At 70.9% G+C, this 15,562-nt stretch carries 5 protein-coding genes and 3 pseudogenes; 3 read left to right on the forward strand and 5 right to left on the reverse strand.

Annotated features, from left to right (window positions below; genetic code table 11):
* The coding region (locus ACFFIA_RS15070; protein WP_377251287.1) for a beta-ketoacyl synthase N-terminal-like domain-containing protein at positions 1-1,077 on the reverse strand (1,077 nt) is incomplete at its 3' end.
* 456 nt (positions 1,078-1,533) lie between these two features.
* Between ACFFIA_RS15070 and ACFFIA_RS15075 the strand changes: the two are divergent.
* Positions 1,534-1,674 (forward strand): annotated as a pseudogene (locus tag ACFFIA_RS15075) (carboxyl transferase domain-containing protein); the annotation flags it as partial.
* Positions 1,675-1,691: 17 nt separating this feature from the next.
* Positions 1,692-2,387 carry a PIG-L deacetylase family protein gene (locus tag ACFFIA_RS15080; protein ID WP_377251289.1) on the forward strand — a complete coding sequence of 232 codons (696 nt, stop codon included), beginning with the start codon at positions 1,692-1,694 and terminating at the stop codon, positions 2,385-2,387.
* A gap of 34 nt (positions 2,388-2,421) precedes the next feature.
* Here ACFFIA_RS15080 and ACFFIA_RS15085 read toward each other — a convergent pair whose 3' ends face one another.
* A complete protein-coding gene (locus tag ACFFIA_RS15085; RefSeq protein ID WP_377251297.1) occupies positions 2,422-3,189 on the reverse strand; it encodes a thioesterase II family protein in 768 nt (255 codons plus the stop codon).
* Between the two features lie 443 nt (positions 3,190-3,632).
* Here ACFFIA_RS15085 and ACFFIA_RS15090 point away from each other — a divergent pair, with 443 nt between their 5' ends.
* Positions 3,633-6,512, forward strand: a complete 2,880-nt coding sequence (locus ACFFIA_RS15090) for a helix-turn-helix transcriptional regulator (RefSeq protein WP_377251291.1) — start codon at positions 3,633-3,635, stop codon at positions 6,510-6,512.
* 38 nt (positions 6,513-6,550) lie between these two features.
* Here the strand turns inward: ACFFIA_RS15090 and ACFFIA_RS42510 are convergent, their stop codons facing one another.
* The 3 genes and pseudogenes from ACFFIA_RS42510 to ACFFIA_RS15100 all read right to left on the reverse strand — a co-directional run.
* Positions 6,551-8,539 carry a type I polyketide synthase gene (locus ACFFIA_RS42510; RefSeq protein ID WP_446686968.1) on the reverse strand — a complete coding sequence of 663 codons (1,989 nt, stop codon included), beginning with the start codon at positions 8,537-8,539 and terminating at the stop codon, positions 6,551-6,553.
* Positions 8,540-8,548: 9 nt separating this feature from the next.
* Positions 8,549-12,531: pseudogene (locus ACFFIA_RS42515) on the reverse strand (beta-ketoacyl synthase N-terminal-like domain-containing protein); the annotation flags it as partial.
* A 435-nt stretch (positions 12,532-12,966) separates the two neighbouring features.
* Positions 12,967-15,552 (reverse strand): annotated as a pseudogene (locus tag ACFFIA_RS15100) (SDR family NAD(P)-dependent oxidoreductase); the annotation flags it as partial.
* Positions 15,553-15,562 lie beyond the last annotated feature (10 nt).

Consider the following 15,562-nt stretch of genomic DNA (forward strand, 5'->3'; position numbering starts at 1 on the left):
CAACCACAACGGACGCCCAGCAGGCCGACCCCGCCCATACGTCGCCAACAACGCCTGGATCTCGATGGGGTCGCCCAGCACGGTGGCGGTACCGTGCCCTTCCACGACGTCCACCTGGTCGGCTGACACACGCGCGTTGGCCAGCGCCTGCCGGATCACCCGTTGCTGCGCCGGACCGTTGGGCGCCGCCATGCCATTGGACGCGCCGTCCTGGTTTACGGCCGACCCGCGCACCACCGCAAGCACCGGGTGCCCGTTGCGCTGCGCGTCGGACAGTCGCTCCAGCAGCAGCATGCCAGCGCCTTCGGACCAGCCGGTGCCGTTGGCGGAGTCGGCGAATGTCCGACACCGCCCGTCTTTCGACAGCGTGCCGTCGATGCTGAACTCGATGAATGTCCGTGGTGTGGACATCACCGTCACGCCGCCGGCCAACGCCAGCGAGCACTCGCCCTGCCGTAGCGCCTGGACCGCGAGATGAAGGGTCACGAGTGAGGAGGAGCATGCCGTGTCCACTGTGACCGCCGGCCCTTCCAGGCCGAAGGTGTACGCGACCCGGCCGGAGACGACGCCCGAGGAACCGTAGCTTCCGGGGTAGTTGTGGTACATCACGCCGTTGAAGACACCGACCGGACTGCCCTTGACCGAATGCGGTGGGATGCCGGCGCGTTCGAGTGCCTCCCACGACACTTCCAGCAGCAGCCGCTGCTGCGGGTCCATCAACAGGGCTTCGCGCGGGCTGATGCCGAAGAAGTCGGCGTCGAACTTCGGCGCCTCGTGGAGGAAGCCACCCTCGCGAACGTAGCTGGTGCCGGGCCGCTCGCCGGTCGGATCGTAGATGCGGTCCAGGTCCCAGCCGCGGTCGGCTGGGAACTCGCCGATCGCGTCACCGCCGGTCGAGAGCAGGTCCCACAAGTCCTCAGGGGAGTTGATTCCTCCGGGAAAGCGACACGCCATGCCGACGATCGCGATCGGCTCGCGGCTGACCCGGGTCAGTCGCCGGTTTTGCTCGCGAAGCCGCTCGCTCTCCTTCAGCGCCGACCGGAGGGCGGTGACCAGCTTTTCATCGGACTTGTCCACTTAAGACTTCACTCCTCAGAGTTTCGCCTGTCCGGCATACACGGCGGCCGACGGGCGGGCGGACCGGGGCCTGCGCCACGCGTACACCGTACGAACGAACGAGTCGAGCGCCCACCCCTAGCCTGTTTGGACGCAACCCCAGAGCGCCGGCCGAACACGCGGCGAGTCCTGGGCCACGGCGGTCCGGATATCGACGCTAGGGGTTGTCGCGCCCCTCGATCGCTGGCAACGTGCCCGCTGATCCAAGCGTTGAGCGAAAGGCATGGCGGATCGCAAAGACCGGCAACCGGAGCAGGCAACCGGAGCATCCGACTGATGAAAACATCTGTTGTACTTTCACCACGAACGGCATCGTCCGATGTCGACCCTGATGTACGCCCGCGCAATTGTGCAGATGCGCACGTCGCACCGCTGGGCACCGGCTCGGTGCCGCCTCCGCACTTCCCAGACGGCAGCGGTGTCACCGCGAACAACCCGATTCGCAAGGCTGGCTGCTTGGAGTCACTGGCAGCCCTGGAGGCGTCCCGGTTCGTCCGGATGTGTGACTCGTTAGGGGTGCCGTCGATCGAGCTTGTCGACATGACGGGATACCTTCCACAGGCGAACATCGCGCTATGACCGGCATCCTCCGAACGGGCCTGGAGAGGCTCCTCATCGTGGCAGCGCACGGTGACGACGAGACATTGGGTGCTGGCGGCACCATCGCGAAGCTCACCGAGGCCGGGGTCGAGGTGGGGCTGTGCGTGCTCACCAACGACGACAGCGCACGCTCGATCGCCGGGATGGACGTCACGGACCGCACGGCGTGCATCCAGGCCGCGGCGAGCATTCTCGGCATCAAACGGGTACGGATCAACGGGTACGGCGACAGCAGGCTGGACGTCGTCGGCCAGTTGGAGCTGAACCGCGTCGTCGAGCGGGAGGTCCGTGATTTCGAGCCGGACATGCTGTTCACTACGAGCATGGCCGAATTGAGCGTCGACCATCAATTGGTGAGCCGGGCGGCGCGGATCGCCGGGCGTCCGACGCGCAGCAGCGTCCGGGAAATCCGATGCTTCGAGGTACGCTCCGCCACCGATTGTGCGGAAGCGTCGGGCGTCGTTCCCACATTCCGGCCGAACTGCTGGGAGATTTTGGACGAACCCCATCTGGAACGCAAGATCGAGGCGTTGCGTGCATATGGTAAAGAGGTCGAACGTTGGCCTAACCCGCGGAGCGAGCGCGGCGTCCGAGCACTGGCGGAGTATCGCGGCTCGCAGATTGGCGCTGACCTGGCCGAGGCGTTCGAGCTGGTGCGGCTCGTGCTGTAATCCTGACGTCGACAATCGGTGGTCGGGCGACGCGTCAGCGTGCGCCCGACGTCCATTCCGCGAGTTGGTCGACGATTGTGTTCAGCACCGAGTCAACCTGCGCGGTGAGGTAGAAGTGGCCGCCAGGATAGACCTTGATGCGGAAGGTGCCGGTGGTGTGGGCGCGCCAGGCTTCGGCGTCCTCGACGGTTGCCATCGGGTCGGTGTCGCCCACCAGCGCGGTGACCGGACAGGCGAGCACCGGGCCGTCCGCGTGACGGTAGGTCTCGACCGCCTTGTAGTCGGCACGCACCGCCGGCAGCACCATGCTGACAAACTCGTCGTCGCTCAGCAGCGTCGAGTTGGTGCCGCTGAGCTCCTGGAGCGCTTGGACGACGCCCCTGTCGTCACGCAGGTGGATCGACTCGTTGCGGTCAATGGACGGGGCGCGCCGGCCGGAGGCGAAGATGCCCATGGGCATCGTGCCGGCGCGCTCCAGGCGCCGCCCGACCTCGTAGGCCACGGTCGCGCCCATGCTGTGCCCGAACAGTGCCAGCGGCCTGTCGCACCAAGGCCGCATCTCGAGGGCGATCACGTCCGCCAGCTCGCAAATGTCCTCGACGCACGGCTCACCGCGGCGGTCCTGCCGGCCCGGATACTGCACCGCCGCGACATCGACGCTCGGCGCCAGCGCGCGGGAGACCGGGAAGTAGTACGACGCCGAGCCGCCGGCGTGCGGGAAACAGACAAGCCGGATCGGCGCATCCACACTCGGGTGAAACTGCCTGATCCACGGGCTGACATCTTCGCCTATAAGCGTCATAGCACCATGAAAGTGCCACATCCGGCCGATCTGATCAACCCCTACCCCACCCCTAACGGGCCTCGTCCAAACGCCGGCCAACCCGGCTTTGGCCACCAGCCGGACGGACGCACCAAATCCGACATTGTCCACGAAGAGGTGACAATGAATGCGAGGAGTATTTCGGTTTCAGTTCACCAATGGCCCCATTCCGTGCCCGTTGCACAATCCCGGCACAACTGCCGATCCAAACGACTCAATTTTCTGCCAGGCCAATGTCTAGTCAGTACCGGGTCACGTCGACCATTATGTCTGCGGCAGCTACCGCTGCTTGCTGAGAGGCATCTGGCCTGCAATCCGCCTCACCTGGCGGTTTGCACAAAAGCGCAGAACAAGCAAAGCCAGCGGCCTGCGACACGTTGGCGGAAACGCCGAAGCGACCGCCTGGATCAACCGGATCGGGGATGAGTGGAATCGACGCGGTACTCAAGCACGCGGTGGTCGCCAAGGGCTTGACGCCATACCCGGACGGTAGGCCGGCAAGCGTGTCAGTACGGGGCGAAGCGCAGGCGTTCCTCCGCGAGCAGCTCGCGTTAAGCGCGGCCGGCTCCGGCCGGGTCGTGCTCGTCAGTGGCGGTGTCGCCAGCGGCAAGACCGGGGTGCTGCACGAGTTTCTGGACCATGCGGCGGAGTCGGGGGTCCTGACCCTCACCGCGACGGGCGCACCGGACGAGCAACGGCTCAGCGCCGGGGTGATCGACCAGATGTTCACCAATTCCGCGCTGCCACCGGAGATGGCCGACCAGGTCGCCGACATTCTCGCCGCGACCGATGCGATTCGGCCGGCCGAGCACCAGTCCGGTCCCCAGACCTCGACGCCGATGATCCCGCTCACGCGGGGCATCTGCCAGATCCTGCTCCGCTGCTTCCGGGAGCGGCCGGTCGTCCTCGCCGTCGACGACGTGCAGTTCGCCGACGACAGCTCGCTACGGCTGATTCTGCAGCTACAGCGCCGGATCCGGTCGGTCCGGATGCTGATCGTGCTGGCTCGGTGCGATCCGCCGAACACCGCCGACCCCACGCTCCACGCGCACCTCACCAGGTTGCCGCACCACCACATCCGCCTGGCGCCGTTGTCAGAGCAGGCCATCGGCGATCTGGCCGCCGAGTCCCTGGGCGTACCCCTCAACGGCGAGCTGGTGGCCCGGCTGCACGAGCTGACCGCTGGCAACCCGATGCTCGTCAACGCGCTGATCGAGGATTACCGTGGCGGCGACCGCCACGGCTCGTTGGTTGTCGGTCCGGCGTTCAGCCACGCGGTTCTGACGTTCCTGCACCGATGGGACTCGCCCTTGCGGGAGGTCGCCGGGGCGATCGCGGTATTGGGCGAGCCCAGCTCGCCGGATCTGGTCGCCCGCCTCGCCGAGGTCACGGCCGACGTGGCCGGCGACATGATGACCATCCTCGCCGGCGTCGGCCTGCTGAGTAACGGCAGCTTTCGGCACGCCAGCGCGGCCGCGGCGGCCCTGGACAGCTTGTCCCCGGCGGCACGCGCACAGTTGTACCTGCGAGCGGCGGAGGTGAAACACCACCGGGCCTCGTCTGCCGAAGAGGTGGCGGCCCACCTGATCGCGGCAGGGCAGGCGCCCGGCGGCTGGCCGATCCGAGTGTTGCGGGAGGCGGCCGAGCAGGCCGCACTCGCCGACAACGTCCGCTTCGCCGGGCAGTGCCTGGAGTTGGCGTCCGCGGCGGCCACCGATACGGCGGAACGGCGCGCGATACTCAGCTCGTTGGCCCGGATCACGTGGCGCGTCAACCCGTCGGCGGCGGCGGCGTACCTCGCGGCTCTGCACCAGGCCGACCCGGCCGCGCCGCCGGAACTCGCCGAACCTGTCACGCTGGCCAGGCAATCGCTGTGGAACGGCGACGACCTGACGTTCGGCCGGGCCATGGACATGCTGAGGGAATCGCCTGACACGAGCGACCCACGCACCGACGCGGAGCTGGGGCTCGCCTGCTACTGGCATTTCGGCGCCGGGGCCGGCACCGAAAACACCAACCTGGCCGCCCGGCGAGGTGATCCGTGGCAGCACACCGCCGCGACGCTGGCCCGAGTCTGGACCGTGGGGCCCGGCGACGCCACCACGGCCAGTGCCGAGCGGATCCTTCGCAACTGCCCGCTCGCCGACACGACACTGGAGGCGCTGGCGACCGCGATCCTCGCGCTGGCCTACGACAACCGGGTGGAGCGCGCCGAGTACTGGTGCGCCACGTTGAGCGAGCAAGCGGCCCGCCGCGGTGCGGTGACGTGGCAGGCACTGCTTGACAGCGTCTGGGCCAATGTCACGCTGCGTCACGGCGACGTGGAGACAGCCGCCGGTCGAGCCCGTGCCGCGCTCGCCCTGCTCGGCACCCAGGGCTGGGGAGTGTCGATCAGCCACCCCCTGACCACATTGCTCATGGCGGACACCGCGACCGGAGCGTTCGACGCGGCGGCCGGGACGCTGCGGCAACCGGTGCCCGACGCCATGTTCCAGACGGTGGGCGGCCTGCGGTACCTGCGCGCGCGCGGCAGGTACCACCTTGCCACCGACCGGGTGCTCGCCGCGATCAGTGACTTCCAGCAGTGCCGGCGGCTGATGGTCCGGCGCAACATGGACCTGCCGGTCCTCGTCCCGTGGCGCACGGACCTCGCTGAGGCCAACCTCAGGCTGGGCAACGTCGCCTTGGCCCAGGAGCTGGCACAGCAGCAGATCGATCAGACGACCGAGGCCGACGCCTCCTCCCGGGGCGCCGCGCTGCGCATTCTCGCGCTGGCCGGCTCCCCCGCCGAGCGCCCAGCGCTGCTCGCCAAGGCGCTGGAGCAGTTCGAACGGTCCGGCGACCGGCTGGAGATGGCCCGGGTTCTCAAGGTTCCCGGGTCGGGCCAGCACCCACCACGCCGGCCGGAGCCGGGTCAATCCGCCCAACCGGTCCGCATTCCGGGCCAGCGGACGGCACGCTCCGCGGCCCCCGCGGGGGCATCTGGTTCGGGCATCGCGGCCATGACCAGGCCGCCCGCGCCCGAGGCCAGAGCCGCGGTCGCGACAAGACCGCCCGTGTCCGACGTCGTGGACCCGGCCGGGCTACCGGGCCCAGACAGCGAGACCGCCGAATCGTCGGCGCTGAGCCAGGCGGAGTTGCGGGTGGCGCAACTCGCCGCGTCGGGCAAGACCAACCGCCAGATCGGCAACAGCCTGTTCATTACGATCAGCACCGTCGAGCAGCACCTGACCCGGGTGTACCGCAAGCTCGGCATCCGGGGCCGCAGCGAGCTGCCAACGCAGCTCACCTCGACGGCCTGACCCTGATCCGCGTCGCCGGGCTCGATCACAGCTCCGGGTCATGCCGACGACTCCAGCTCCTCGTCCAGGATGCCGAAGAGCTCCTCGACGCTGACCGCGCCGATGTCGTGGCCGGCCTCGGCGCCGGTCGTGTCACCGGTCGCGGTCCACGCCGCCGCCAGTGTCCGCAGCCGGTGCCCCAGGCGGGCGCGGGCGGCAGGGTCCGGCGCGGCGGATTCCAGCGCGGCCTCCAGCGCGGCCAACCGCTCCTCCAGCGCCGCCATGGCCTCCGGTCCTTCCACACCGGACGGCTCGGTCGGCCTGGCCGCCACGAGCTCGGCGTGCAGGTGCGCGGCCAGTTCCACCGGTGACCGGTAGTCGAAGATGAGGGTCGCCGGCAGCCGCCGCCCGGTGACCGTATCGAGCCGGTTGCGGAACTCCAGAGCGGTCAACGAGTCGAACCCGAGCTCCAGAAAGCCCCGTTCCGGGTCGATCGACGCCGGCTGGTCCCGGCCGAGCACTGCCGCGGCGGTCGCGCGCACCAGGGTGAGCAGGGCCCGTTCAAGCTCCACACCCGACAGCCCTGCCAGCCGCGACCAGGCGTCCGCTTCGGTGCCGGTGTCTGTCGCGACCCGCCGCCGGGCGAGGGCTGGGGCACCGGCGAGCGCGGACAGGATCGCTGGCAACTCGGCCGTCCGGCGACGCAGCGCCGCGAGGTCGAGCCGGATGGGTACCAGCGCCGCCGCGTCGGTGCCGGCGGCGGCGTCGAGCAGGGTGAGACCGTCGCGGGTTGCCAGGCCGAGCACACCAGAGCGGGCCATCCGGGCGAGGTCGGCTTGCTGGAGCCCACCTGCCATGCCCTCCTCGGCCCACAGCCCCCAGGCCAACGCCTGCCCCGCCAAACCCGCCACTCGCCGGTGGTGTGCGAGCGTGTCGAGGAACGCGTTCGCCGCCGCGTAGTTGGCCTGGCCCGCGGCGCCCAAAGTGCCGCTGGCCGAGGAGAACAGCAGGAATGCGCGCAGGTCCAGGCCCGCTGTCAGGCGGTGCAGGTGCCATGCCCCGTCGACCTTGGGGCGCAGCACCGCGTCCATCCGCTCCGGTGTCAACGCTGTCAGGACGCCGTCGTCCACCACTCCCGCGGCGTGGATGACCGCGGTCAACGGCCGCCGCGCGGGCACGCCGTCGAGCAGGCGCCGCACTGCCTCCTCGTCGGCCGTGTCGCAGGCCGCCAGGGTCACGGTCGCCCCGAGCTCCGCCAGCTCGACCCGCAACGTTTCGGCGCCCGGCGAGTCCGGCCCGCGCCGGCTGGTCAGCAGGAGGTGCCGGACGCCGTGCGCGGTGACGAGGTGCCGTGCGACAACCGCACCGAGGGCGCCGGTGCCGCCGGTGACCAGGACCGTCCCGTCCGGGTCCAAGTCCAGGGCAGTGGCGGGCGGCGGCGCGACAGCGGCCAGCCTCGGCACGAGTACCTGACCGGCACGCACGGCCAGGCCGGGTTCGCCCGACGACAGGGCGGCCACTACAGTCGCCGCCGGCAGATCCAGGCCGTCGAGGTCGAGCACGGAAAACCGGTCCGGGTACTCCTGTTGCGCGGCGCGCACGAGTCCCCACAGTGGAGCATGTACCAGGTCGTCGGCCGCATCGCCGGGTACGGCGGCGACGGCTCCCCGGGTGACGAGGACCAGCCGCCCCGAATCGGCCCGGCTGTCGGATACCCACTCCCGCATGAGGTTCAGCGCGGCGATCGTGAACGACCGCGCGGCCTCAGCCAGGCCGCCCACAGTGGCCGGATCGGCACTCAACGCGACGAACACCAGATCCGGTGCGGCACCGCTGACCCGGTCGGCGGCGAGTGCGACGTGGTCGGTGAAGCTCCGCACCTGGTGGTGCGTGGCGGTGAGAGCGGTAAGCAGGTCGGGGTCGGCCGTACCGAGCACCGCGCACGAGCTGACCGTCGGTGTCTCGGCGCCGCGCCACGCCACCCAATCGACCCGGAACAGCGCGTCCCGCGGCGGGGTGGGTCTGCCCTGCTCGTCTGAGGGTGCCATCGGGCGCGATGCCAGCGACCCGACCGACAGCACCGGCCGCCCGACCGGGTCGGTGGCGACCACCGCGACCGTGTCCGGGCCGGTCGGCCGCAACCGGACCCGCAGGCTGGTGGCCGCCGACGCGTGCAGCTCGACATCGGACCAGGCGAACGGGACCATCGGGGCGTCGGTGAGGCCGGCGGCGAGCGCGAGTGGGTGCAGCACCGCGTCCAACAACGCCGGATGGATGCCGTATCCCGCCGGGTCGAGTCCATCCGGAAGCATCACCTCGGCGTAGATGTCTGGACCCGAGATCCACGCCGCGTACAGGCCGCGGAACGCCGGTCCGTACCCGTAGCCGTGCTCGGCCAGTCGCTGGTATGCGCCCGCCAGGTCGACCTCGTCGGCGCCGGCCGGTGGCCAGGCCGCGGACGGGTCCGGTGCCTCGGAGGGTGTCTTCCCGACCGCATCGATGGCCGCTGCCGCAGGGCCGAGCGAACCGGAGGCGTGGAGCGTCCACGGGGCGGACGGCGCGTCTTCGGCCCGGGAGTACACGTCGACGCGCCGACGCCCGGCGCCGTCCAGTGGGGCCACGACGATTCGGATCCGCCCGCCTGTCGTCCGGTCGAGGACCAGCGGGGCCGTCACGGTGAGGTCTATAAGCCGCCCGCACCCGACTTCGTCGCCGGCGCGGATCGCGATCTCGACGAACCCGGCGCCCGGAAACAGCACCGTGCCGCCAACCGTGTGATCGGCAAGCCATGGTAGAGCCCGCAGGGAGAGGCGTCCGGTCAGCACGAGGCTGCCGGAGTCAGGTGACTCCATCACCGCGCCCAGCAGCGGATGGCCCGCCGGGTCCAGACCGGCGCCGGTCAGGTCGGCGGCGGCTGGCACCGGTGGCAGCCAGTACCGCTCGCGTTGAAAGGCGTACGTCGGCAGTTGTACCCGCCGGCCCCCGCCGTACACGGCCGTCCAGTCGACAGGCGCACCGTGCACATGCAGCCGGGCCAGAGCCGTCACCGCGGTTTGCGGCTCGGGCTGGTCTTTGCGCAACACCGGCACCAGAACAGCGTCCTGGCCCAGACACTCCCCGACCAGAGCGGTCAACGTGGCATCCGGACCAACCTCGACGAACCGGGTCACGCCCAGCCCAGCGAGAGTAGCCACCCCGTCGGCGAACCGGACCGGCTCACGCACCTGACGCACCCAATACCCGGGCTCACACAACACCTCAGGCGCGGCAACCCGACCGGTCAGATTCGACACCACCGACAACGTCGGCGTGGCATAGGACAACGACTCGGCCACCCGGGCGAACTCGGCCAGCATCGGCTCCATCCGCACCGAATGAAACGCATGCGAGACTGGCAACCGCTTCACCCGCCGACCCAGACCGGCGAAATGGGCCTCGACCGCGGCGACCGGCTCCTCGTCACCGGAGACGACCACCGAGCCGGGACTGTTCACCGCCGCGACATCCACACCAGAAGTCAGCAGCCCACGAACTTCCGTCTCGGAGGCTTGGATCGCGGCCATGACACCGCCGGACGGCAGAGCCTGCATCAACCTGGCCCGAGCGGCCACCAGACGGCACGCATCCGGCAACGACCACACACCGGCCACATGAGCCGCCGCCAACTCACCAACCGAATGCCCCAACAGAAGGTCAGGGACCACACCCCAGGACTCCAACAACCGGAACAACGCCACCTCAACCGCGAACAACGCCGGCTGCGCCCAACCAGTCAGATCCAACAGCCCGCCCGAACCGTCGGCGATCACTTCGCGCAACGGGCGGTCCAGATGCGGGTCAAGCTCGGCACACACGCCGTCGAACGCCTCCGCGAAGACCGGGAACGCCTCCACCAACCCCGAGCCCATACCCAACCGCTGCGCACCCTGACCAGCGAACAAGAACGCCGTCAAACCACCACCAGCGGTGCCCTGAACGGCACCAGGCTCCCCGTCGACAAGCGCGGCCAACCCACGCAACAACTCGTCACGGTCAGAGCCGACAACCACCGCACGATGTCGGAACATCGACCGCGACGTCGCCAGCGACCAACCCACGTCCACCGGATCCAGTTCGCCACGCCCAGCAACGAACTCCAACAACCGAGCGGCCTGTGCCCGCAACGCCGGCCCAGAAACACCAGACACCGGCCACGCCACCACACCAGGCAGCGACGACACCACCGGCTCCGCCGACGCCAAGGGCTCTACAGGCTCCGGCGCCTCCTCCACGATCACATGAGCGTTGGTCCCGCTCAAACCGAACGACGACACCCCCGCCCGCCGCACCCCACCAGCCGGCCGAGGCCACGAGCGTGACGCGGTCAGCAACTCGACGGAACCGGCCGACCAGTCCACATGAGACGAAGGCGCATCCACATGCAACGTCCTCGGCAACACCCCATACCGCAACGCCAACACCATCTTGATCACACCAGCCACACCAGCAGCCGCCTGCGCATGACCAATATTCGACTTCAACGACCCCAACCACAATGGACGCCCAGCAGGCCGACCCCGCCCATACGTCGCCAACAACGCCTGCGCCTCGATCGGATCACCCAACACCGTCCCCGTACCATGCCCCTCCACCACATCCACATCAACGCCGTCAACACCCGCATCCACCAACGCATCCCGAATCACCCGCTGCTGCGCCAACCCGTTCGGCGCGGTGAAACCGTTCGACGCGCCGTCGGAGTTGACCGCCGAGCCGCGCACCACCGCCAGCACCTGGCGGCCGTTGCGCCGGGCGTCGGACAACCGCTCCAGGGCAAGCACACCGACTCCCTCGGACCACGCCGTGCCGTCGGCCGCGTCGGCGTACGACTTGCACCGGCCGTCCGGCGCCAAGCCGCGCTGGCGCGAGAACCCCACGTAGGCTTCCGGCGTGGCCAACACGGTCACCCCGCCCGCCAGGGCGAGGGAGCACTCCCCCCGCCGCAGGCTCTGCGCCGCCAGATGCAACGCCACCAGCGACGACGAGCACGCCGTATCCACCGTCAAGGCCGGGCCCTCCAGCCCCAGCGTGTACGCCACCCGACCGGATACCATGCTCAGCTCGGTGCCGGTCACCCGGAAGCCTTCGACGCCCTGGGCGCCGGCGCTCGCCGCGTCGCCGTAGTCGGGCATGCTGCAACCGGCGAACACGCCAGTCGTGCTGCCCCGGATCGTGGTCGGGTCGATTCCCGCCTCCTCCAGCGCGACCCAGGCGCACTCCAGGAACAGCCGCTGCTGCGGGTCCATCGCCAGCGCCTCGCGCGCTCCGACGCCGAAGAAGTCCGCGTCGAACGCGCCGGGGTCGGTCAGGAATCCGCCCGCGCACACGTAGGTCTTGCCAGCCCGGTCGGGGTCCTGGTCGTACAGGTCGTCCGGGTCCCACCCCCGGTCGGTGGGGAACCCGGTGATCGCGTCGCGCGCCCCGTCGACCAGCTGCCAGAGCGCCTCGGGCGAATCGACCCCACCGGGGTACCGGCAGCCGATGCCGACGATCGCAATCGGTTCCAGCGAGGCGGCAGCCAGTCGTTGGTTTTGTTGCCGCAGGCGCGTGACCTCCTTGAGGGATCTGCGCAGCGCCTCGGCGAGCCGTTCGGGCGACTCAGTCATTGGGGGTCTCCAAGTCCGCGCGCGTCATCGGCGAACGCCATGTCGATCAGGCTCGCCATGTCGAGGTCGTCGATCCCGTCGTCGTCCGGGTCGGCGGCGGGCTCGCCGTCGTGCAGGCCGGCCAAGCCGAGCAGGACGTCCAGGACGCCGGCCGCGCGCAGCCGCGCGATGGGGATCGCGGCGAATGCCGCACGCAGCCGCGCTTCGTCGCCGTCGGGCGGTCCCGCGCCGCCCTCCGGCCGTAGCTCGCGATGCAGGTAGCCGGCGAGCGCGGCCGGGGTCGGGTGGTCGAAGGCCACGGTGGCCGGCAGCCGCACTCCGGTCGCCGCGGCCAGCCGGTTTCGCAGCTCCACTGTGGTCAGCGAGTCGAAACCCAGATCCAGGAACGGTTGTGTGTCGTCGATCGCCGCCGAGTGGGTGTGGCCGAGCGCCGTGGCCGCGTGCGCGCGGACCAGATCGGCCAGCACCCGCCCGGCTTCGTTTTCGGGCAGCGCCGCCAGCCGGGCGCGCAGGGCGGTCGCGTCGTCGCCCGCCGCCGCCGTGACCCGCCGAGCGGCGCCGCCGGCCAGTCTGGTCAGGATGGCCGGGGTGGCGCCTTCGTGCGTGCGCAACGCGTCCAGGTCAAGCCGGATCGGTACCAGTACCGGCCCGCCGACGGCGAGGGCGATGTCGAACAGTGCCAGCCCTTCGTCGGCGGACAGCCCCAGCACGCCGGCGCGCGCCATCCGGACCAGGTCGGTCTCCGGCAGTTCGCCGGCCATCCCTCGGCCGCCCCACATGCCCCAGGCCAGTGCCACCGCCGCGAGGCCCTGGCGGTGCCGGTACGACGCGAGTCCGTCGAGGAACGCGTTGGCGGCGGCGTAGTTGGCCTGGCCGGGCGCACCCCAGGTACCGCCGGCCGACGAGAACAGCACGAACATCGACAGGTCGAGGTCTCGGGTGAGCTCGTGAAGGTTCCAGGCGGCGTCGACCTTCGGGCGCAGCACCGCGCTCATCCGTTGCGGGGTGAGGGAGCCGACGACGCCGTCGTCCAGCACGCCTGCGCAGTGCACCACCCCTCTGAGCGGGTGTTCGGCGGGGATCGACGCGAGCACGGCCGCCAGGGCGTCGCGGTCGGCGGCGTCGCACGCCTCGACGCGTACCCGTGCGCCTAGCGCGGACAGTTCGGCGGACAGGTCGCGGGCGCGCGGTTCGTCCGGCCCGCGCCGGCTGACCAGCAGCAGTTGCCGTACCCCGTGCTCCGTCACCAGGTGCCGGGCGATGATGCCGCCAAGCTCGCCGGTACCGCCGGTCAGCAGCACCGTACCGGCGGGATCGACCCGGGTGGGCATGCGCACGACGGCCGTGCCCGACCGCTCCGGTGCGGCGGCGTGGCGGACCGCGTCGACCGCGTGGCCGAGGTCCCAGGCGGTCGCGGGCAACGGTTTCACGACGTCGTTCGCGAACAGCTGGGCCAGCTCGCCGAGCATCCGCCTGGCGTGCTCAGGCGCGATCCGCACAGCCGTGCGGACGTCGGCGAGGCGGCCGCCCGCCGGTGGCGGTGGCCCACCGGCCACCACGTCGGCTGGCTGGCCGGCGGCCGACGCGTCGCTGTCCGGCGTGACGACGTCACCGCCGATGCATTCGGCCAGCCGGGCTGCCGCCAGCCCAGCGCTGCCGGTCTCCGGCCGCACCAGGACGGTCTCGCCGGGTTTGAGCCCGGCGAGGTCCACCAGCGCGTGGTACGCCGTCAGGTACGCCAGCGCCGCCGAGGCTCCGTCCACGAAGGACCAACCCGCGGGGATCGGGAGCAGCAGCCGGTGATCGGCGACCGCGGCGGGACCGGCCGGGGTGGCGAACAGTCCCATCACCCGGTCGCCCGGCGCCAGTCCGGACACCTCCGCGCCGACGTCGGTGACCACACCGGCCCCGTCGAAGACGGCCAGGTCTTCGTTCGGTGTCGCGCCGCGCACGCTGAGCGTACGGCTGCGGTGTATCCCGACCGCCCGTACCTCGACGCGGACCCGGTCCGCTGATAGCGGCACGGCGGTGTTGGCCTCGGCGACCAGCACCGCTCTGGCGGCCTGTGCTCCAGCGCCGGTGGTCTTCAGCGACCACGCGTGCGAGCCGGATGGCGGCATCAGGCCGCCGTATCGCGCCAACCGGGGTACCAGCGCTCGGCCGTCACGCAGCGCGAGCTGCGGCTCGCCCAGTCGCACAGCCGCCGGCAGGGCGCGCACCGAGTCGTCCGCGCCGTCGAGGTCGATGAGGACGAACCGGCCGGGATTTTCCACCTCGGCGGAGCGGACCAGGCCCCACACCGCCGCCGCGGCGAGGTCGTGGACGAACTCCCCGGCCGCCGCCGCCATCGCGCCGAGCGTCAGCACCACCAGCCGCGACCCAGCCAGCCGCTCGTCGGCGAGGTAGCTCTGTACCAGGGCGAGCATCTCGGTGACGACCTGGTGCACACCGGCCGGGCCCGGGCCGGCGTCCGCCCAGCCGGAGCCGGCGACCACGACCGCGTCCGGCGCGGGGGTGGCGCCGTCGAAGGCCTGCCGCAGCGCGTCCAGGTCGGGGAAGGCCGCCGCGCTCGACGCTCGCACAGCCACGGCGCCACGACCCGCCGGCAGCCAGGTCCGCGGATCCGGCACCGACACCGGCGGTAGCGGCGCGGGCAGCCATTCCATCGTGAGCAGCGAGTCACCCGCGCGGTCCGGGGGTCCGGCCTCGGGTGCCGGGCGTACCACCAGTGAGTCGGCCGCGAACACCGGCGCGCCGGTGGCGTCGGCGCACCACACCGAAACCGCTCCGCCCGGTGCCGGGCGCACGTGTACGCGCAGGGCGGACTGGCCGTGCGCCGCCAGCCTGATCCCGGCCCAGGAGAACGGGACCATCGGCCGCCCGCCCTGGCCGGTCTCCTCCGCGAGGGCGGCGGCATGCAGGGCTGCGTCCAGCAGCGCCGGATGGATGCCATATCCACGGGCGTCCGTGCCGTCGGGCAACGCGACCTCGGCGAAGACCTCGTCGCCGTGGCGCCACGCCGCCCGCAAACCTTGGAATGTCGGGCCGTAGGTGAGCCCGGCGCCGGCCAGCGCTACGTAGGCGCCACCCACCGCCAGTTCCGTAGCGCCTTCGGGCGGCCACACCGGCGAAGCCGGCACCGCGTCGGTCGCCTCGGCCGCTGTCAGCACGCCGCCGGCGTGGTGCAGCCACGCGCCGTCCGCGGGCGCGCCCTCGGCCCGGGAGTACACGTCCACCGCCCGCCGGTCGTCGTGGTCCGCCGCGGCGACCCGCACCTGCACCGCAACCGCGCCCTGCTCGGGCAGCACCAATGGCGCGGTCAGGATCAACTCCTCCAGGTGTGGGTAGCCGATCTCGTGGCCGGCGCGCGTGGCGAGTTCGACGTAGCCGGTACCGGGTAGCAGGGTTTGGCCCAGGACGGTGTGG

It is taken from the genome of Phytohabitans kaempferiae, from assembly GCF_042433955.1.
GTDB lineage: Bacteria > Actinomycetota > Actinomycetes > Mycobacteriales > Micromonosporaceae > Phytohabitans > Phytohabitans kaempferiae.